Below are 20870 nucleotides of genomic sequence, written 5' to 3'. Positions count from 1 at the left end.
TTTACGAAAGTAGGGGGCGTCTATATGTTTATGGGAGAATTCCAACATAGCATTGACACAAAAGGAAGAATCATTGTCCCTTCCAAGTTCAGAGAAGAATTAGGGGCATCTTTTGTTTTAACACGTGGACTTGATAAATGTTTATTCGCATACCCTAAACAAGAATGGGAAATTTTGGAAGGCAAGTTGAAGCAACTCCCACTGACTAAAAAAGATGCCCGGGCTTTCACACGGTTCTTTTTCTCCGGCGCGGTGGAATGTGAAGTAGATAAACAGGGAAGAATAAATATTCCTGCAAATCTGCGTACTTACGCTGACCTGGAAAAAGATTGCCATGTTATAGGCGTTTCCAATCGTGTGGAATTGTGGGCCAGCGACCACTGGAATACGTATGTTGAGGAATCAGAAGAATCGTTTGCAGAGATCGCTGAGAATCTGATGGATTTTGATATTTAACACGCATTATAGCGAAGTAAAAGTTGGTGGATTAGATGTTTGAGCATTATAGTGTTTTAAAAGAAGAAACAATAAAAGGGTTACAAATAAACCCGGATGGTATTTATGTGGACTGTACCGTCGGCGGTGGAGGGCATTCCCTGGAGATTGCATCCAGACTAAGTGAAAATGGCAGACTGTATGCTTTTGACCAGGATGCACAAGCACTGCAAGCTGCAAAGGAACGGCTGCATAAGTATCAGGATAAAATAACGTTTATACATTCAAACTTTCAAGGGCTTCAGACAAGCCTTGCTGAGCTGGGTGTAACACAAGCGGATGGTATTCTCTTTGATTTAGGCGTATCTTCGCCGCAGCTGGATCAGGCAGACAGAGGATTTAGCTATCATCAGGATGCAGCATTGGATATGCGTATGGATCAGTCTCAAGAACGTACAGCATATCAAGTAGTGAATGAATGGAGCTATGAACAATTAGTATCTATTTTTTTCCGCTATGGCGAAGAGAAGTTTTCCAAAGGGATTGCCCGAAAGATAGAGAAGGCAAGGACAGAAAAGGCAATTGAAACGACCGGCGAGCTGGTAGAGATTATTAAAGATGCTATACCCGCTCCAGCCAGAAGAAAAGGCGGACATCCGGCCAAACGTATCTTTCAAGCGATACGAATTGCTGTAAATGACGAACTGGAAGCATTTAATGAGGCACTTCACCAAGCTGCTGCATTAACGGGTGTCGATGGAAGAATAGCAGTCATTACCTTCCACTCATTGGAAGATCGTCTTTGTAAGCAGGCTTTTAAAACATGGAGTACCGATAAGCCTGTACCCAAAAACCTTCCTATTGTCCCGGAGACCCACCAGGCCCCATTTAAATTAATAAGCCGAAAACCAATAACAGCGCAACATGAAGAGTTAGATGAAAACAGACGATCACGTTCAGCCAAGTTACGGATTGTCGAAAAAATAAATGAATGGAATAATGATTTCCGTTATGAAGAAGGGTGGAAAAAGTGATGAGTGAAAACCAGGCTAGAAAATGGCAAGTAGATCCCCAATATAATCCTCAAGAAGAAACAAAAACGGTTGTCAAGAAGGTAAAGAAGGCACCTTGGATTACGAAAGGCGAAAAAATAATTTACTCCGTTACCAGTGCTGCTATTTTAGCCTTTGGAATTGGAATGGTTTCTTATGCTTCTGGAACGGATGCCTTAAACCGTGAAATGCAGCAGTTGGAAAACAATATTAATAGCCAACAAACAGTGAATGAAAACTTGCATTTTGAAAGAGAAGAGTTATCACGTCCAGAAAGAATTATTGATATTGCAGAAAAAAATGGTTTGAAAATCCAAAATTCGGAAGTGAAACAAGCAGAAACGGTTAACAACTAGCAAGGGGATTCTTTAACATGAAAAAAAATAAGACAGCAAACGTAATGGCTGGCATTTATATGCTGGTTTTCGTTGCTTTATTCCTTGTGCTTGCAGGCAGGTTTATGTATATCCAGGCAACAGGTGAAGTGAACGGTGTTTCTTTGGATGATTGGGCAGAGGAGCAGCGGACAGCTTCTTATGAGATGAATGCAGAACGGGGACAAATCATGGATAAGAATGGGATGGTGTTAGCTTATGACCGTCCAGCCTACCGGATGTATGCTATCTTAGATGAAGCATACTCAGAAAATTCACCGGAACCCCTGCATGTTTCCAATACGGAAGAAACAGCGGAAAAACTAGCGTCGATTTTAGAAGAGGACCAAAGTGAAATAAAACAAACCCTGGATGAAGCTGTTCAGTCAGGTCAATTCCAGGTTGAATTCGGACAGATAGGACGTCAGCTGACGCAGCAGGAAAAAGATGAAATAGAGGAGTCAGGTATTCCAGGTATCTATTTTGATGAGGAGCCGAAGCGTTATTATCCCAATGGCATGTTTGCTTCTCATATTATTGGTTTTGCCCGCGAACAAGAAGAAGAAACAGAAGACGGCATTGAACATAGTATTACCGGCGTAACGGGAATGGAAAATGTCATGAATGGCGTCCTGGGCGGAACAGATGGTTCTATTTCCTATCAACGTGATCGCTATAACCAAAAATTACTGGATCCTGATGAAGTCGTGCAAGAACCGGAAGATGGAGATTCCGTTTATCTAACGATTGATCAAAAAATTCAAACGCTGTTAGAAGATTTAATGACACAAGTAGATGAACAATATAGTCCTGAAAAAATGAACGCGATTATTATGAATCCGAAAACAGGCGAGATTATTGCCATGAGTACACGTCCAAGCTATAATCCGAACAGCCCTGACAGTGTAGAAAACTGGTATAATGACCCGATTTCTTCTCCATTTGAACCAGGATCGACTTTTAAAATCTTCACATGGGCCGCCGCATTAGAAGAAGGCGTTTATAACGGAGACGATACATTTGAATCCGGAACGTATCAGCCCAATGAAAGAATTGAAGAAATCCGGGATCACAACCAAGGAGAAGGCTGGGGAGAAATCTCCTATGATGAAGGTTTTATGCGTTCATCTAACGTAGCAGCTTCTAAGTTACTCTGGGAAGATATTGGTGCAGATAAATATTATGAATATCTGCAGGCATTCGGTTTTGAAGAGCCGACCGGCATTGATCTCCCGGATGAATCTACTGGACAAATTCAATATAATTGGCCTTCTGAAAAATTAAGAACAGCTTTTGGTCAAGGGTCTACCGTTACCCCGATTCAGCAAATGAAAGCTGCTTCAGCGATTGTTAATGAAGGGAAAATGGTGAAACCGTATGTGGTGGACAAAATTGTTGATTCGACCACGGGAAGTGTATTGGAAGAAGCAGAGTCGGAGCATACCGGACAGCCAATTTCGCCAGAGACAGCCGAAGAAATGAAAGATTTACTGGCCACGGTCGTCAATGATGAAGATGGAACAGGCGCGCCATATAAATTAGATGATTATGTAGTAGGCGGTAAAACAGGGACAGCCCAAATGCCTAACCCAGATGGCGGCGGTTATTTAACCGGAAAAGATAATCATGTATTTTCATTTTTAGGAATGGCTCCAATGGACGATCCTGAATTAATGGTCTATGTATCTATTCAGCAACCGGAATTGGAAGATACAGAATCAGGTTCTGCACCGCTGGCATATATTTTTAATAATGTGGTAGAGAACAGCCTTCATTATTTAGAAGTAGAACCGGATGAACAAGAATCCAATCAGGTTCAAGAAGTAGAATTTCCGGAAGTTGTTGATGCTTCTACGGAAAGTGCACAGGCGGATTTAGAAGACAAAGGTATTGAACCGATTATTATTGGTGAAGGAGATACCGTTGTTTCCAGTAATGTGGAACCGGGACAGAACATCTTTCCAAGTGAAAAAGTTTTATTACTTACGGATGAGCCGACTATGCCTGATATTACCGGCTGGTCTCAGCGGGAAGTAATGCGCTTTGCGGATATGCTGGATTTACAGACGGAAAGATTTGGTAATGGCTATGTTACCTCACAGAGTATTGAAGTTGGAAAACCAATTCAGGAAGGCGATTATTTAGGCTTTGAATTAGAAGACCCTTCCAGCGAATCATCTGATACATCATCGGATGATAACGATGAAGATGATTCGGATGACGAAGAAACCAGCGAAGACGATGCGGAAGAAAACGAAGAAGAGTAAGAAAAGACTTGCTGAAAGAGTAGTGATACTTTTTCAGCAAGTCTTTTTGTAAGGAAGCAACAGGACGGGATCGGTTGAAAGAATGGATTGGTGATAGAAATACGTTAATAAAATCTATGAATGATAGCTTGTTCTATTCTATTTTGTAAATTCATATAGTGGATACAAAGCAAAGCATGATGAAGGGAGTTCTTTCATGAAACGCGCATCCACTATTATCATAAAAAAACGAATGATCACCGTTTTTTTATTTGCGATTCTTATTTTACTTGTTATTGTTGCGAGGCTGGCCTATGTTCAGCTTGTATTGAGCGATGATTTATCCGACAGTGCCAACGATTTATGGACAAGAGATATAACATTTGCAGCGGAAAGAGGTTATATTCTTGATTCAGAGAACGAAATATTGGCAGAGAATGTTACCGCTCCGACAGTATTATTGATGCCGAGGCAAATTAACGATCCGGAAAATACAGCCGGGCAGCTGGGGGAAATTCTTGATGTGCCACAAGATCGGATGATGGAGTTAGTTACACAAAATGCATTAAGTGTGATGGTGCGGCCAGAAGGAATCAAAGTAAATAATGAACAAGAACAGGCAATCAGGGAGCTGGATTTGGACGGTGTTTATTTAGCGAAGGATTCCAAACGTCATTATCCTGGTAATAGTGCTTTATCGCATGTTCTTGGGTTCACAGGAATTGATAACCAGGGACTGATGGGGCTGGAATTATTTTACGATGATAAGTTGAAGGGAGAAAATGGCAGCCTATCCTTTTATTCCGATGCAAAAGGAGGACGATTGGAACAGCTTGCAGACGAATATCAATCCCCAAAAGACGGGTTGAATTTAAAGACGACGATTCATAATAAAGTACAAACCATTATGGAAAGGGAGTTAGATCAAGTTGTTGCGGACTATAATCCGGACGGAGCTATGGCCATAGCTGTTAACCCGAAAACAGGCGGGGTACTGGGAATGTCCACCCGCCCGAATTTTAATCCGGAAAATTATCAGGATGTCGATTCTTCTATATTTGGGAGAAATTTACCTATTTGGAGTACGTACGAACCTGGATCCACGTTTAAAATTATTACGTTGGCAGCTGCTTTGGAAGAAGGTGTTGTCGATTTAGAAAAAGACCGGTATTATGATGATGGTGATATTAAAGTAGACGGAACAACTATCCACTGCTGGAAAAAAGGCGGACATGGAGATCAATCCTATCTTGAAGTTGTCCAAAATTCCTGTAACCCTGGATTTGTTAATCTAGGTCAAATGCTTGGAACAGAGAAACTATTTTCTTATATTGATGCTTTTGGGTTTGGCAAAAAAACAGGAATTGATTTACAAGGGGAAGGCAATGGGATTCTTTTTGATCCGGAAAATGTCGGTCCTGTAGAGCTGGCAACTACATCCTTTGGACAGGGTGTCTCAGTCACCCCGATTCAGCAGGTGATGGCTGTTGCTGCAGCGGTAAACGGCGGGTATTTATATGAACCGATGATTGCGGAAGAATGGGTGGATCCAGTGACGGAAGAAGTGGTGGAACGCTATGAACCAGAAATGAAGGAACGGGTTATCTCCCAAGAAACATCGGAAACCATTCGGGAAACATTAGAAACCGTTGTTGCACAAGGGACAGGAAGGCCGGCTTATGTTGACGGGTATCGTGTCGGCGGAAAAACAGGGACTGCTCAAAAAGTAGGCCCTAATGGCGGATATTTAGAAAATAATTATATTGTATCCTTTATCGGTTTTGCTCCTGCGGATGACCCGGAAATTGTTGTTTATCTGGCTGTTGATAATCCCAAAGATACCATTCAATTTGGCGGTGTTGTTGCTGCACCTATTGTGGGAACAATTATTGATGATAGTTTACGGGCAATGAATGTAGAACCGCGTACGGATGGTTTGGAGAAAGAATATGCTTGGCCGGAACAGCCTAAAATTGAAGTGCCGGATTTTATAGGGGAGAGCAAGGATGAATTGGCGGAGTATCCGTTAGATTTATCTATTGATGTAAATGGTGAGGGAGATGAAATTATTGACCAGTCTCCAGAAGCAGGAACAATGCTAGAATCTGGAAGCACTATTCGTTTATTTTTAGGTCAAGAAAATAATCGTTAAATCGATAGAAATTTGCTATAATAGATTTTGTTATCTTTCACGTTAAATAATGATTTTCGGAAAGGAACTGGGTAACAACCCTCTTAAAGAAGAAGGTTGTTGAGAATACATTAAAAGGAAAAGAACAGAAATAGGGTGTGAAAATGAAACTTGATAAACTATTAAATGAAATTGGATTTTATCAAACTACCGGATCCATTCAAGATGTAGAAATCGTCAATGTAGAAATGGACTCCAGAAAAGTAAAACCAGGGAGTTTGTTTGTTTGTATTGATGGTTATACCGTGGATGGCCATGATTTTCTTCAGCAAGCAATGGATAAAGGAGCTGCGGCTGCTGTTATTTCCAAAGAGGTATCTGTGAGCGGAGATTTTCCGCTCATCCGTGTTAAAGATACCGGACGTGCTTTGGCGATGCTCTCCGCCGCATATTATGACTATCCAACTACAAAGTTTCCGCTGATTGGAGTCACGGGTACAAATGGAAAGACGACAACGACGTATTTATTAGATACCATCTTTGAACAACAAGGGAAAAAATCTGGTGTTATCGGCAGTATTCAAGTGAAAATTGGGGAGGAAACCTTTCCAGTTATCAATACTACGCCGGATGTATTGGAACTGAACCGTATTTTTCATCAAATGCAGGAAAAAGAAGCAGAACAGGTAATCATGGAAGTTTCTTCGCATGCCTTAGACATGGGAAGGGTTTTTGGGTGTGATTATGATATCGGCATTTTTACAAACCTGTCACAGGATCACCTGGATTACCATAAAGATATGGATGATTATTTACGAGCCAAGAGTCTTCTTTTCTCCGGATTAGGGAATGACTATCAACAAGGAAAAAAGAAATATGCTGTTATTAATGAAGATGACGATGCGAGTGATTTATTAAAACGCAGTACAGCACAACAGGTCATCACCTACAGTTGTAAGCAGGATGCGGATATGATGGCAAAAAATATCATGTTATCTCCGGGCGGGGTAGCTTTTAAACTTGTCACGCCAATCGGTACGACTGACATTAAAACGAATTTAATTGGCATGTTTAATGTTTATAATATGCTTGCCGCAAGTGCTGCCGCTATTGCGTCCGGTGTTGGCTTAGACGTGATTAAAGAAGCACTGGAGTCTGTCAAAGGAGTGGACGGCCGGTTTGAACCGATTAATGAAGGACAGGATTACTCTGTGATTGTCGATTTTGCACATACACCTGATTCTTTAGAGAATGTCCTGCAGACAAGCCGTGAATTTGCAGAGCGGAAAGTATATGTTGTCGTTGGCTGCGGGGGCGATCGTGACCGCACCAAACGTCCACTAATGGCAAATGTTGCTGTGAAATATGCAGACCACGTTCTGTTTACATCAGATAACCCGCGTACAGAGGACCCGGTACAAATTTTAGAAGATATGACAGGCCATTTAACGGAAGAAGAAGCAACCTTTGAAGTCATCTCTGACCGGGCAGAAGCCATTAAATATGCTGTGGAGCAAGCTCAAAAAGACGATATTATTTTAATTGCAGGGAAAGGCCATGAAACCTATCAAATTGTCGGCCAGACGAAATATGATTTTGATGATCGGCAAATTGCCCGGGATGCAATTAAAGTGAAAGGGGAGTAAGAGATGTTATTTACTGCATCGCAATTAATCCAATTATTTCCCCGCTATCAAGGGAATGTTTCGCTTGATCTGGAAATTCATGAAGTAATAAATGACAGCCGTGCCGTTTCTCATGATGGGCTTTATATACCGATAGCCGGTGAGAAGTTTGACGGACACCAATTTATCGAAGGAGCAATAAATAATGGCGCGGTGGCTACTTTTTGGCAAAATGAAACGCCGCTTCCGGAAAATCTGCCGGACACGCTCCTTGTTTTATTTGTAGAAGACACTGTCCAAGCATTACAGGAGCTTGCTTCTGCTTATCGGAAAGAAGTCAATCCGACCGTTATCGGTATTACCGGATCTAATGGAAAAACAACGACGAAAGATTTGACCAAAGCCGTTATGCAGGCAAGATTTAAAACCCATGCTACCAAAGGAAATTATAATAATCATATCGGTCTTCCGCTGACTATTTTATCCATGGACCAGGATACGGAAGTATTGATTTTAGAAATGGGTATGAATCATTTTGGGGAGATAGAGCGGTTGAGCCGTATTGGTGAACCGGATCATGCGGTTATTACAAATATTGATGGACAGCATATTGAAAACCTCGGTTCGAAAGAAGGCATTGCCCAAGCAAAATTAGAAATTGTTTCCGGAATGAAGCCGGGAGGATCTTTGATTATTGATGGCGATGAGCCGCTTTTAATAAGTGCTGATATATCCGTTCCCAAAGTAAGAGTGGGCTTCAGCAGAGAAAATAATGTTGTGATTGATCATATAGCAGTGGAAGAAGCAGTAACAACTTTTTCGATTGGAGAAGCGTCTTATCAAATTCCGCTCTTAGGGAAACACCATGCGAAAAATGCTGCATATGTTATCCAGTTGGCAACGGAAATGGGGATTGCTCCTGAAACAATTAGAACGGCATTTGCGCAGCTGGAGATGACCAAAATGCGTTTTGAAAAGCATGTGGGGAAAAACGGCGTTACCGTTATTAATGATGCTTATAATGCTTCTCCAGCATCTATGAAAGCATCGATTCAAGTAGTCGAAGAAATGAAAGGATATCAGCATAAGATTCTTGTTTTAGGTGATATTTTAGAGCTTGGTGATTTTGCGGAAGAATTTCATCGCGGGATCGCAGATGTTATTGGTCCTGAAATTACAGCAGTGTATACGTATGGTGATCATTCTCAGTACATACATGAGACGTTAAAACAGAAAGTCCCTGAACTTCCTGCTGTCCATTTGCAGGATAAACTTGAGCTTCGGAGTCATGTGGAAAAATATCTAAAACCGGAAAATCTTATCTTGCTGAAGGCATCAAGAGGCATGAAATTTGAAACTTTTTTAGAACAATTAAGTTAAGGCATCTTACAGGTGTTGTTTAAATAATTAAAGAAGCAGAATCAGTGCAGTATACTCGGGGTTAAAGGAAATCCCATGCAGGTTGCGCTGATTCTATCATGTTTCTAAAACAATCCTGTAGAAGGTTACAAATGAGGTGGAGAGAAAATGAATATAACAGGTTTATTAATTACAATCGCAGTAGCGTTTCTGATAACAGTTCTTCTATCTCCAATTTTTATCCCTTTTTTAAGACGATTAAAGTTTGGACAAAGTATTAGAGAAGAAGGCCCTGAATCGCATCAAAAGAAAACAGGAACCCCAACTATGGGCGGAATCATGATTGTGTTCAGTATTATGATTACATCGCTTATTATGGGAAGCAGAGTTGGCGGTGGAATCAACTATGAACTATGGCTATTACTTTTTGTATTATTTGGTTACGGAATATTAGGTTTCTTGGATGACTATATTAAAGTAGTAAAGAAAAGAAATCTTGGTTTAACATCCATGCAGAAATTAATTGGACAAATTATTATTGCATTGGTATTTTACTTTGTCTTACGCGGGCAGGATTTCCCGACAGATATTGCTATTCCGGGAACTTCCGTTCAATTTGATTTGGGCTGGTTCTATGCCATTCTGATCATTGTCATGCTGGTAGGAGCTTCCAATGCTGTTAACTTAACAGATGGACTGGACGGATTATTAGCCGGCACTGCAGCGATTGCATTCGGTGCTTATGCAATTATTGCATGGTATGGCGTGCCGAACGACATGGTGACAGTATTTGCCTTGGCAGTTGTTGGTGCTCTGCTTGGATTCTTAGTGTTTAATGCGCATCCAGCCAAAGTCTTTATGGGCGATACCGGATCTTTAGCTCTAGGTGGCGTTATTGCGGCCATTGCGATACTTCTGAAATTGGAGATTTTATTAGTTATTATCGGCGGCGTGTTTGTTATTGAAACATTATCCGTTATTATCCAGGTGATTTCTTATAAAACAACCGGAAAACGTATTTTCAAGATGAGTCCGTTGCATCACCACTATGAATTAACTGGATGGTCAGAGTGGAGAGTCGTGACAACGTTTTGGCTTGCCGGCCTTCTGTTTGCTATTCTTGCCATTTATATTGAGGTGGGTATGTAATGAAAACGTGGAAACAATTTCCGGAAAATGTACTTGTCTTAGGCTTGGCCCGGAGCGGGGCAGCGGCAGCGGCAGCCCTTTTAGAGAATGGAAAAAAAGTAACTGTCAATGATGCAGCAGCAACATATGAGGATACAGCGGTTAAAGAACTTCAGAAAAAAGGAGCGCATTTTGTGCTGGGTTCTCATCCTCTGCATGTTTTAGAGGGGAAAGAGGTTGTTGTTAAAAATCCCGGGATACGGTATGATCATCCGGTGGTTGCAGAGGCATTAAAACGCGGAATTCTTGTCATTACCGAAGTAGAGCTCGTCTCTCATTTAACGGAGCAGCCAATCATCGGAATTACCGGTTCCAATGGAAAAACAACAACAACCACATTAGTGACAGAGATGCTGAAACAAAGTCACTGTAAGGTAAAACTTGCTGGTAATATTGGCATTGCGGCAACAGAAGTCGCTCAGACCATGCAGCCGGATGAAAAAATGGTGATAGAGCTGTCTTCCTTTCAATTACAGGGGATAGCGGCGTTCCGTCCGTCTACAGCCGTGCTGTTAAATATCTATGAAGCGCATCTGGACTATCATGGCGATTTAGAGAGTTATGTAAATGCAAAGTGTCAAATATTTAAAAACCAGGATGCGGATGATTATCTTGTATACAACGCAGATGATCCGATTCTGCAAGAAAAAGTAACAGATGCGAAAGCAAAAAAAATCGCTTTTTCAGCTACAAAACAGCTAGAGCAAATGGGTGCCTGGGCGGATGACACGCATATATACTTTTTTGAAGAAGCAATTATGGCACTGGAAGATGTTGTTCTGGTTGGACAGCACAACTTGGAAAATATCTTGGCATCCGTTGCGGCAGCCAAATTAAATGGAGCAACAAATGAAGGGATACAGTATGTTTTAAAAACATTTTCCGGTGTCAAACACCGTCTAGAATTTGTCGGACGACATAAAGGCCGTTATGTGTATAATGACTCTAAAGCAACGAATACATTAGCGACACAAAAAGCATTGGATTCCTTTAAAAAAGAAATTATCCTCCTTGCCGGCGGTTTAGATCGCGGAAATGAATTTGATGAGCTTATCCCTCATCTGCAAAATGTCAAAGCAATGGTTGTATTTGGGGAGACAGCGTCTAAATTAGAGCGAATTGGAAAAGAAGCTGGTGTCCAGGCGGTTGCGCATGCCAATGGCGTGGATGATGCTGTCGAAATTGGTTTTTCATTATCAGATGAAGGAGATATTTTATTGCTCTCCCCTGCTTGTGCAAGCTGGGACCAGTATAAAACGTTTGAAGAGAGAGGAGACATATTTGTCCAAGCTGTTCATACAATGGACTAAGGGGCTTGAACAAATAATCATGAAAAGCACATAAACTGGAACAAGCCAGTGAAGTTATAGCGCTGTATATTTTAAAATGCCCCTATTTCCTTAGTTTAACTCATGGAAAGAAGGGGTATTTTTGAATAAACTCATCCGCAATCAAAATAAACTGGATAAAGTATTATTTGGCATTATCGTCGTTCTGTTAGGTATTGGTATGTTAATGGTATATAGTTCTTCCTATATCTGGTCGGAATATAAGTTTAACGATTCCTTTTATTACTTAAAAAGACAACTTTTATTTGCCGGAATCGGTTTTATCGGCATGGTGACTATATCCTACTTCCCTTATTATATATGGAAAAAGTATGCGAAAATTTTATTGTTTTCCTGCTTTATTCTGCTTTTGCTTGTCCTGATACCGGGAGTCGGAATGATCCGCGGCGGTGCCCAAAGCTGGATAGGTATTGGTGCGTTCAGTATTCAGCCGTCAGAGTTTATGAAATTAGGTTTAATCATTTTTCTGTCAGCGATATTATCGGATTATCAAAAATATATCACTTCATTTAAAAAAGGATTCTTTCCTTGTTTGCTCTTAATTTTTACCGCCTTTGGCCTGATTATGCTTCAGCCTGATTTGGGTACAGGCATGGTGCTAGTATTAACATGTATGATTCTGCTTTTTGTAGCAGGCGCCAAGCTTTCCCATTTTTTTGGATTAGCGGGAATCGGGGTTATCGGTTTTATCGGACTCATTGCTTCTGCGCCGTATCGTATTAACCGAATTTTAGCTTTCTTAAATCCATGGGAAGATCCTTTGGGACATGGATTTCAAATTATCCAATCGCTCTATGCGATTGGACCGGGCGGGTTGATGGGACTCGGTTTGGGGAATAGTCTGCAAAAATATTTTTATCTTCCGGAACCGCAGACAGATTTTATTTTCTCTATTATTGCAGAAGAATTAGGTTTAATTGGAGGTTCTGCAACTATTTTATTGTTTTTTCTGCTATTATGGAGAGGGATTAAAATTGCTATAGAAGCACCTGATTTGTTTAGCAGGCTGCTGGCACTAGGAATAGCAAGCATGTTAGTCTTACAAGCGATGATTAATATAAGCGTGGTTATCGGTTTAATACCTGTGACAGGCATTACACTGCCTTTCCTCAGCTATGGAGGTTCCTCACTGACCTTGACATTATGTGCAGCGGGAATTTTATTAAGTATCAGCAGGCATTCCAAAAGCATGGAAAAAAGCTCAAAACCGATTATTTAAACAAACATGTTTTTTCCGCAGCGAGCGTCAGGAGGTAAAATATTAATTTTAAACTATCTAAATTGAATTAATAAACCTGTCTTTTGTGCTAAAAAATAAAGCCATTTATTTTAGAATTAAGCACCATAACTAGCGAAGGAAAAACACGGAGACTCCTATGGGAAAGCGTAGTGTTTTTCCGTAGCGAGTGTCAGGAAGGAAAATATTAATTTCAAGTTATATATCTAAAACGAAAAAATTTAAAAACATACAGAAGTCAATTACGTGTAATCCCTTCATTTATGATATACTTTTTGTAAATACGAGGGAATAAAACTTACACGGTTCATATCCCCTTTAAAATAATGGATAAAGGAAGAAATGGAGATGAGTGATAAAAATATCGTTTCTATTGAGGATCGGATCCCGAAATTAAAGCAGGCCAGAAAGAAAAAAGCAAACAGAAGATTAATATTTTATCTATCTATATTTTTTCTTCTTATTGCTGTTATTATTTATCTGCAATCTCCATGGAGTGAAGTAAGATCGATTGAAGTAGACGGGAATGTATTCTTAACAGATGAGTACATAATAGATGAATCAGGTTTAACAGAAGGCATGAACATCTGGTCTTTGAATGGTTCTTCTGTTGTGTCAGGCATGGAAGAAAATCCTGTCATTGAACAAGCATCTATTAATCGGAAATTTCCCAGTACTGTTTTAATTGAAGTGGAGGAGCAGTCCGTTCTGGGCTATGTGCAAGAGGAAAGAGCATTTTATCCGGTTCTTGCAAATGGTCAAGTCGTCTCGCAGAATGCAAATGCATCTGCCGGCAATGCACCATTAATATCCGGTTTTAATGAAACAGAGTTAGCGGAACTAGCATCGGAAATGGAAGATGTCCGCCCGAGTATTTTTAATATGATTTCGGAAATTGAACGGAAAGACCCGGAAGAAGATGAGGGTTCAACACTTATTACCCTGTACATGAGTGATGGTTTTCTGGTTGAAGGAGAAATAGACCAAGTATTAGATAAATTGGGTTATTATCCATCTATTGTCAGCCAGCTTCAAGAGGATGATAATGGTATCATTCATATGGGAGTCGGTATCTATTTCGAGTCTTTTGAAAAAGACGAGATGGAAGAAGTGGATATCGAAGACGAAATTGAAGAAATTAATGAGGAAGTTAATGAAGAAAATGAAAATACAGGAAATGAATAATTTGCAGAATGAAGTCATATATCATCTTTCATGAACGTATGGTATATTGTCGGTTTTTATCAAAATAGATTACTTGAAAAAATAAGCATAAAATATGTTTATTTTTTATTCATTTTCTTTTAAAATGAAAGACTATACGAAGGATAACGTGGCAGTAAAAATATCGTCAGTATATTTTTACGGGGAGGTGCTCTTTTTTGAACAACAGTGAAATACTAGTCAGTCTCGATATTGGGACAAATACAATAAAAGTAATTATTGGAGAAGTACAACAAGACTCTTTAAATATTATTGGAGTAGGTACTGCAGCCTCCAATGGAATGAAGAAGGGTGCTATTGTTGACATTGATCAAACGGTTCATTCTATCCGGAGTGCCGTGGAACAAGCTGAAAGAATGGTAGGGATGGAAATCCACCGCGTAGTCGTCGGAATAAATGGCTCCCACATTCAGCTTCAGCCTTGTCATGGCGTGGTAGCTGTGCAAAGTGAAAATAGAGAAATAAATGATGAAGATGTAACAAGAGTAATTGACGGAGCGCAAGTCATTTCCATTCCGCCGGAAAGGGAAATTATTGATGTCATTCCTAAACAGTTTATTGTGGATGGATTGGATGAAATAACAGATCCCCGAGGAATGATTGGTGTCCGTCTGGAGATGGAAGGTACGATTATTACATGCTCAAAAACCATTTTGCATAATATCTTAAAATGTGTAGAAAGGGCTAATTTAGAAGTATCGGATATCTGTCTTCAGCCGCTGGCAGCAGGAACAATTGCTTTGTCAAAAGATGAGATGAATATGGGATCGGTTCTTATTGATATTGGCGGCGGATGTACAACCGTATCCGTATTTGAAAATGATCATTTAGCTGCAACAAGCGTTATTAATTTAGGCGGAGATAATATCACGAAAGATTTATCCATCGGCCTGCGCATTTCTACAGAAGAAGCAGAACAGATCAAGTTGAAACATGGATACGCGTTTTATGATGATGCTTCAGAGGATGAAACATTTGAAGTAACAACCATTGGAAGCAATCAAAAACAAGTATTTAATCAACTCCAATTAGCTGATATGATAGAAGCCAGATTAGAAGAAATATTCACGTATATTGACAAGGAAATCCGGAAAATGGGTTATCAGGAGCTGCCTGGCGGTTTTGTATTAACTGGAGGGACGACAGCAATGTCTGGAAGTTTGGAGCTGGCACAAGATTTATTTTATTCCAATGTGCGTGTAGCTGTACCGGATTATATTGGTGTCAGAGAAGCCCAATTTACAGCAGGCGTCGGTATTTTACAATTTGCTTACCGTAATGCGAAAATACAAGGTAAAGAATTATACCCTGCAGTAGCTATAGAAGAAAATATGGAACAACGCCCTGCTAAGCAATCCAGAACTGTAAGTGAAAAGAAACAAAAGAAACAAGGTAAAAAGAAAGAATCAGGATTTGCTAATCTATTCAAATATTTCTTTGATTAATTTCTGCCTGCAGAAGTTTTGATCAGAATTTGTTCGTAATTAGTAGACTAGGAGGAACCATAATATGTTAGATTTTGATACAAACATGGAAGAATTAGCAACGATAAAAGTTATTGGAGTTGGCGGCGGCGGTAACAACGCCGTAAACCGAATGATTGAACATGGCGTAGAAGGTGTCGAATTCATCGCAGTAAATACGGATGCACAAGCTTTAAATCTTTCTCAAGCGGAATCTCAAATACAAATCGGCGGAAAATTAACCCGCGGACTTGGTGCTGGCGCCAACCCGGAAGTGGGAAAAAAAGCAGCGGAAGAAAGTAAAGAACAGTTAGAAGAAGCTTTAAAAGGTGCCGACATGGTTTTTGTTACTGCCGGTATGGGCGGTGGCACAGGAACTGGTGCAGCGCCGGTTATTGCGCAAGTAGCCAAAGATTTAGGAGCATTGACAGTTGGTGTCGTAACGCGTCCATTTTCTTTCGAAGGTCGGAGAAGATCGACACAAGCAGTTTCCGGTATTGATACGCTGAAAGGAAGTGTCGATACATTAATTGTTATTCCAAATGACCGACTGTTAGAAATTGTGGATAAAAATACGCCAATGCTCGAAGCGTTCCGTGAAGCAGATAATGTGCTCCGTCAAGGTGTACAAGGCATATCTGATTTGATTGCCAAGCCAGGGCTGATTAACGTTGACTTTGCTGACGTGAAAACAATTATGTATGATAAAGGTTCTGCACTCATGGGTATCGGTATTGCAACCGGAGAAACAAGAGCAACAGAAGCGGCTAAAAAAGCAGTCTCTTCTCCATTATTGGAAACATCGATTGATGGTGCACATGGTATTTTAATGAATATCACTGGCGGTACAAACCTCAGTCTTTATGAAGTGCAGGAAGCAGCTGATTTAGTTACTTCAGCAGCTGATCAAGAAGTAAATGTTATCTTTGGATCTGTTATTAATGAAAATCTCAATGATGAGATTGTTGTTACAGTAATTGCTACCGGTTTTGACGAAAATGCGCAGCCAAAAGCTGAGACACGTCAAAAACAGCAGCGTCCAACAACAGGACAGACACAGCAGGCTGCAACATCACAACCAAATAATGAATCCAATCCTTCCCGGGAAAGAGAAACATCGAATCCTTCTCCTTCTAAACCTCGCCCTGAGGAAGATGAGCTGGATATCCCGACATTCTTAAGAAACCGTAACCGTAATCGGTAAAAAATAAGACAAAAAACGCTGTGCTAAAAGGACTCCTTTTAGCACAGCGTTTTTTGATAGGTCAAGTATATAAACCGTGCTATTCCAGGGTGAAACATAATCTCTATTATCATGCTTGCTTTTGGTTAGAGCCCCCTTCTATTTTTTGAACAAGGTATGGTGTATAGCTTCCGCTCCGGCCAACCACTACGCTTTCCATGGGGACGGCTTCAGCTAACTTGAAAAGAAACCCGCTTTTCAAGTGGATCTTCAGCTCGCCCTGTTCCCACGACGGACAAATGTTTTCGGTGGGGCGAGTAAGCGCAGTCCCAGGACGTCCTAGTGTCGGCCGTTGGTCACAGGACGTGACCGGTCTTAGCCGACTAGGAGTCTCCATGGTTGGCCAGCGCTCTAATAGGATGCTACAGCGTTCGGAAGAAATAACATCTTGATAAAGTGAGATGGAATAATAGCTTTCATGCACAGAAAAGAATGATCGCGGAACATTTTGACAATGCACCACGAAAAATGTGTTCTGTCTGATCTATTTTTATTTGTTCAGCTACTTCACCGGTATGAAATACCCCACTAGCGGAGGCGGACCGTTTTGACTCCTGAGGGATCAGCACCATCTGAAGATGCCCTTTTGCCAAGCGCTCTTCTTGGCAAAAGTTAGCTGAAGAGCGTGCCCGTAAGCAGACTAAAGTCGCAACGTCCTGGGGTTGCGGTTACTAGCCCCATCAAAAACCGTTGTACGTCGGAAAGCAAAACGATCCGACGCAGCGGTCGCCTTTATCTAACATCAATCAAATTTATCACTTATCGTTTTTGGCGAAGACTCAAAAATCATTAGACATGATTCTTAAGAATAAGTGTTAAATAGCTTCTTTTTGCATACAAGAATTGACAGACTTTTTTCTTCAGATTGTCTATACTTTTCAACATATATTACTTTCATTCTATAAAAATCAGATATATAGAAGGTAATAAATCCATCTGGTCAGCAGTAAAACTTAGGGGGGGTGCAGTACGGATTGTCTATTTATTTAGACGTTATTTGGGCATTAAATTTTATGGTTGATTTAATGCTGCTGATGCTCGTACAGATACTTGCCCGCAAACCAGTGAAAAAAATCCGCCTGTTTTTTGGTGCTTTTGTTGCTTCATGCATTGTTCCATTGACAATCTATTTTCCTGATTCGTTTTTTAATCATGTTGCAGGCAAATTGGTATATTCTTTTGTCATTATTTGCAGTACATTCGGCTTTAAAAGTCTGTACCGTTTTATCAAGCTGACACTCCTTTTTTATTTTGTATCTTTTGCTATCGGAGGAGGGTTAATGGCGATTCACTTTTTCTTGCAGCGCCCGGTGACTGTCTCTTTGGAGGGGATTGTCACATTTAATCAAGGCTATGGCGACCCGGTCAGCTGGATTTTTGTTATTACCTGCTTTCCAATTATCTGGTATTTTACAAAGCGGCGGATGGACGAGCATGTTGGAGAAAAAGTGAAATATGATGAGATGCATAAGGTTATATTAACCATCAATCATCAGTCTTTTGAATCCATTGGTTATATCGACAGTGGAAATCAGCTTGTCGATCCATTGACGAAACAACCTGTTGTCATTTGTGATCAGCCATTTTTAAAACAATGGTTTGATGATGAAGTGTGGGAAGAGTTACAACATGTGAAAGAGAATCTGGATTTCAGCAGACTTCCTAAGAATTGGGAAGACAAACTGCATCTGGTTCCTTATCAGGGAGTAGATGGCGCTCATTCTTTTATGTTGGCAATCCGGGCGGAAAAAATGACAATTTTTTATAATAATGAGGTTTTAGAGACGGCAAATGTATTAATTGGCATCCAATTTGGTGTATTGGAAAGGGATGGGCAATATCATTGTCTGCTTCATCCCCTTATTGTGAAGCAATCTATTATACAAACAGCATAAAGGAGCGTGTGTTATGGCTATTTGGAAATTTAAACTTAAATTGCGCTGGTATCAATTTCTTAGAAAGATAGGAATCAAGCCTAAAGAAATCTATTACATCGGCGGGAGCGAGGCATTACCGCCCCCTCTGACAAAGCAGGAAGAACAGGAACTATTACAAAAGCTGCCTAAAGGAGATAAAACGGCACGATCGATGCTCATTGAAAGAAATTTAAGGTTAGTTGTTTATATTGCCCGAAAATTTGAAAATACAGGAATTAATATTGAAGATTTAATTAGTATAGGTACAATCGGGCTGATTAAAGCTGTGAATACATTTAATCCAGAAAAAAAGATTAAACTCGCAACCTATGCTTCCCGTTGTATCGAAAATGAAATCTTGATGTATTTGCGCAGAACCAATAAGTTAAAGACAGAGGTTTCTTTTGATGAACCGCTGAATATTGATTGGGACGGCAATGAACTTTTATTATCCGATGTGCTGGGCACAGAGGAAGATATTATCACGAAAGATATTGAATCAAATGTGGATAAGTCATTATTAAAATCAGCGCTTGGCAAACTCAATGCACGTGAAAAACAAATCATGGAATTGCGCTTTGGACTAGTTGGTGATGACGAAAAAACGCAGAAAGATGTAGCGGATATGCTTGGCATTTCCCAGTCTTATATTTCCCGATTAGAGAAGAAAATTATACGTCGTCTAAAAAAAGAATTTAATAAAATGGTTTAACTTGCTATGGCAATAATCAGTCGCATATGACAACTTTTTTTACATGTTTTTCCTGCATAAAAACTTTTCCCGGGGAGATACTGTCCATGAACAGCATCTAAGATTGGGGAGGTTTTCATGAATGGCAAGACATAAAGTTGAAATATGCGGGGTTGATACATCAAAACTTCCAGTACTTAAAAATGATGAAATGAAAAAGTTATTTATCCGAATGCAGCAAGAAAACGATATGTTTGCCCGGGAAGAATTAGTAAATGGCAATTTACGCCTTGTTCTTAGTGTGATTCAGCGTTTTAATAACCGCGGCGAATATGTTGATGATTTATTTCAAGTTGGTTGTATCGGCCTGATGAAATCAATTGATAATTTTGATTTATCCCATAATGTACGTTTTTCCACCTATGCTGTTCCTATGATCATTGGTGAGATCAGAAGGTACTTGCGGGATAATAATCCGATTCGTGTATCCAGATCTTTACGTGATATTGCTTACAGGGCTCTGCAGGTCAGAGAACAATTAATCAGTAAAACGTCTAAAGACCCATCACCGGCTGAAATTGCTAAGGAAATGGATGTAGAGCAGGCGGAAATTGTTTTTGCGCTCGATGCGATACAAGATCCGGTTTCCCTGTTTGAACCAATCTACAATGACGGCGGCGATCCGATTTTTGTGATGGATCAGTTGAGTGATGATAAAGATAAAGATTCTACTTGGGCAGATAAACTGTCCCTGAAAGAAGGCATGCACCGATTAAATTCCAGAGAAAAAATGATATTAAATAAACGCTTTTTTCAAGGAAAGACACAAATGGAAGTGGCGGATGAGATTGGCATATCCCAAGCCCAAGTGTCCAGACTTGAAAAAGGGGCGATTCATCAGATGAATAAGCAAATGTTCGAATGATTGCAAAGCCTTGCCTGCGCGGTGAGGCTTTTTTGATGTAAAAATTCTTCTTTATCTTGTTATAGAATTGGAAAACAGCTCTTTTTATTTTTATGAAAAAAACCTCCTGTCCATGCATAGAATAAGAAGAGGAGGGAGCTGGAATGGTGAAACTATCTGACTTACAAATAAAAGAATTGATTGTGATGGACGATGGAACAAGATTAGGGCATATTATCGATTTAGAGATCGACGGAAGAACTGGAAGAATTATTGCCATCATTGCGGAAGCGAAAGGAAAGAAATCAGGCATGTTTGCCAAAGCTGGAGAGCTTTTTATTGCTTGGGAAAAAATTGTCCGGATTGGGGAAGATGTAATTTTAGTGGAAAAAGTAAAAGGGCCGGATCTTTATACAGAAGATTAAGGAGAAAT

At 40.2% G+C, this 20870-nt stretch carries 17 protein-coding genes; all 17 read left to right on the top strand.

What is annotated here, in order from left to right; translation table 11 throughout:
• Positions 1–24 precede the first annotated feature (24 nt).
• The 17 genes from mraZ (at position 25) to ACFQ19_RS14515 (ending at position 20862) form a co-directional block, all read left to right on the top strand.
• Positions 25–456, top strand: coding sequence for a division/cell wall cluster transcriptional repressor MraZ (mraZ, locus tag ACFQ19_RS14595; RefSeq protein WP_379593307.1), 432 nt, complete (start codon positions 25–27; stop codon positions 454–456).
• A gap of 35 nt (positions 457–491) precedes the next feature.
• Positions 492–1469 carry a 16S rRNA (cytosine(1402)-N(4))-methyltransferase RsmH gene (rsmH, locus tag ACFQ19_RS14590; protein ID WP_379593305.1) on the top strand — a complete coding sequence of 326 codons (978 nt, stop codon included), beginning with the start codon at positions 492–494 and terminating at the stop codon, positions 1467–1469.
• On the top strand, positions 1469–1843 hold the full coding sequence (gene ftsL, locus ACFQ19_RS14585; RefSeq protein ID WP_379593303.1) for a cell division protein FtsL: 375 nt from the start codon (positions 1469–1471) through the stop codon (positions 1841–1843). Before rsmH ends, ftsL begins: the two co-directional genes overlap by 1 nt.
• Positions 1844–1860: 17 nt before the next feature.
• Positions 1861–4128, top strand: a complete 2268-nt coding sequence (locus ACFQ19_RS14580) for a penicillin-binding protein (protein WP_379593301.1) — start codon at positions 1861–1863, stop codon at positions 4126–4128.
• 196 nt (positions 4129–4324) lie between these two features.
• Positions 4325–6259 carry a stage V sporulation protein D gene (locus ACFQ19_RS14575; RefSeq protein ID WP_379593299.1) on the top strand — a complete coding sequence of 645 codons (1935 nt, stop codon included), beginning with the start codon at positions 4325–4327 and terminating at the stop codon, positions 6257–6259.
• 143 nt (positions 6260–6402) lie between these two features.
• The gene (locus tag ACFQ19_RS14570) at positions 6403–7884 is read left to right on the top strand and encodes a UDP-N-acetylmuramoyl-L-alanyl-D-glutamate--2,6-diaminopimelate ligase (protein ID WP_379593297.1); all 1482 of its coding nucleotides are present in this window, start codon (positions 6403–6405) and stop codon (positions 7882–7884) included.
• Between the two features lie 3 nt (positions 7885–7887).
• Positions 7888–9243 (top strand): UDP-N-acetylmuramoyl-tripeptide--D-alanyl-D-alanine ligase, encoded by a 1356-nt coding sequence (locus tag ACFQ19_RS14565; protein ID WP_379593295.1) that lies wholly within the window; start codon positions 7888–7890, stop codon positions 9241–9243.
• Between the two features lie 147 nt (positions 9244–9390).
• Positions 9391–10371, top strand: a complete 981-nt coding sequence (gene mraY / locus ACFQ19_RS14560) for a phospho-N-acetylmuramoyl-pentapeptide-transferase (RefSeq protein WP_379593293.1) — start codon at positions 9391–9393, stop codon at positions 10369–10371.
• The gene (murD, locus tag ACFQ19_RS14555; protein WP_379593291.1) at positions 10371–11720 is read left to right on the top strand and encodes a UDP-N-acetylmuramoyl-L-alanine--D-glutamate ligase; all 1350 of its coding nucleotides are present in this window, start codon (positions 10371–10373) and stop codon (positions 11718–11720) included. The genes mraY and murD overlap by 1 nt, the downstream gene beginning before the upstream one ends.
• Positions 11721–11853: 133 nt before the next feature.
• Entirely contained in the window at positions 11854–12978 is a 1125-nt protein-coding gene (spoVE, locus tag ACFQ19_RS14550; RefSeq protein WP_379593323.1) for a stage V sporulation protein E, read from the top strand.
• 366 nt (positions 12979–13344) lie between these two features.
• Positions 13345–14181, top strand: a complete 837-nt coding sequence (locus ACFQ19_RS14545; RefSeq protein WP_379593289.1) for a cell division protein FtsQ/DivIB — start codon at positions 13345–13347, stop codon at positions 14179–14181.
• Between the two features lie 197 nt (positions 14182–14378).
• Positions 14379–15665, top strand: coding sequence for a cell division protein FtsA (gene ftsA / locus ACFQ19_RS14540; protein WP_379593287.1), 1287 nt, complete (start codon positions 14379–14381; stop codon positions 15663–15665).
• A gap of 64 nt (positions 15666–15729) precedes the next feature.
• Complete coding sequence (gene ftsZ / locus ACFQ19_RS14535; RefSeq protein WP_379593285.1) at positions 15730–16887, top strand: cell division protein FtsZ; 1158 nt, start codon at positions 15730–15732, stop codon at positions 16885–16887.
• 1013 nt (positions 16888–17900) lie between these two features.
• Positions 17901–18821 carry a sigma-E processing peptidase SpoIIGA gene (gene spoIIGA / locus ACFQ19_RS14530; protein ID WP_379593283.1) on the top strand — a complete coding sequence of 307 codons (921 nt, stop codon included), beginning with the start codon at positions 17901–17903 and terminating at the stop codon, positions 18819–18821.
• A 13-nt stretch (positions 18822–18834) separates the two neighbouring features.
• On the top strand, positions 18835–19554 hold the full coding sequence (gene sigE / locus ACFQ19_RS14525; RefSeq protein WP_379593281.1) for an RNA polymerase sporulation sigma factor SigE: 720 nt from the start codon (positions 18835–18837) through the stop codon (positions 19552–19554).
• A 121-nt stretch (positions 19555–19675) separates the two neighbouring features.
• On the top strand, positions 19676–20458 hold the full coding sequence (gene sigG, locus ACFQ19_RS14520; protein ID WP_379593279.1) for an RNA polymerase sporulation sigma factor SigG: 783 nt from the start codon (positions 19676–19678) through the stop codon (positions 20456–20458).
• A 143-nt stretch (positions 20459–20601) separates the two neighbouring features.
• The gene (locus ACFQ19_RS14515) at positions 20602–20862 is read left to right on the top strand and encodes a YlmC/YmxH family sporulation protein (protein ID WP_080874827.1); all 261 of its coding nucleotides are present in this window, start codon (positions 20602–20604) and stop codon (positions 20860–20862) included.
• Positions 20863–20870: the final 8 nt, after the last annotated feature.

The organism is Oceanobacillus locisalsi, assembly GCF_042675985.1.
In the GTDB taxonomy this organism is placed as follows: Bacteria; Bacillota; Bacilli; order Bacillales; family Amphibacillaceae; genus Oceanobacillus; species Oceanobacillus locisalsi.
Note: the sequence above shows the minus strand (reverse complement) of the source record. Positions and strands in the feature narration are given on the sequence as shown.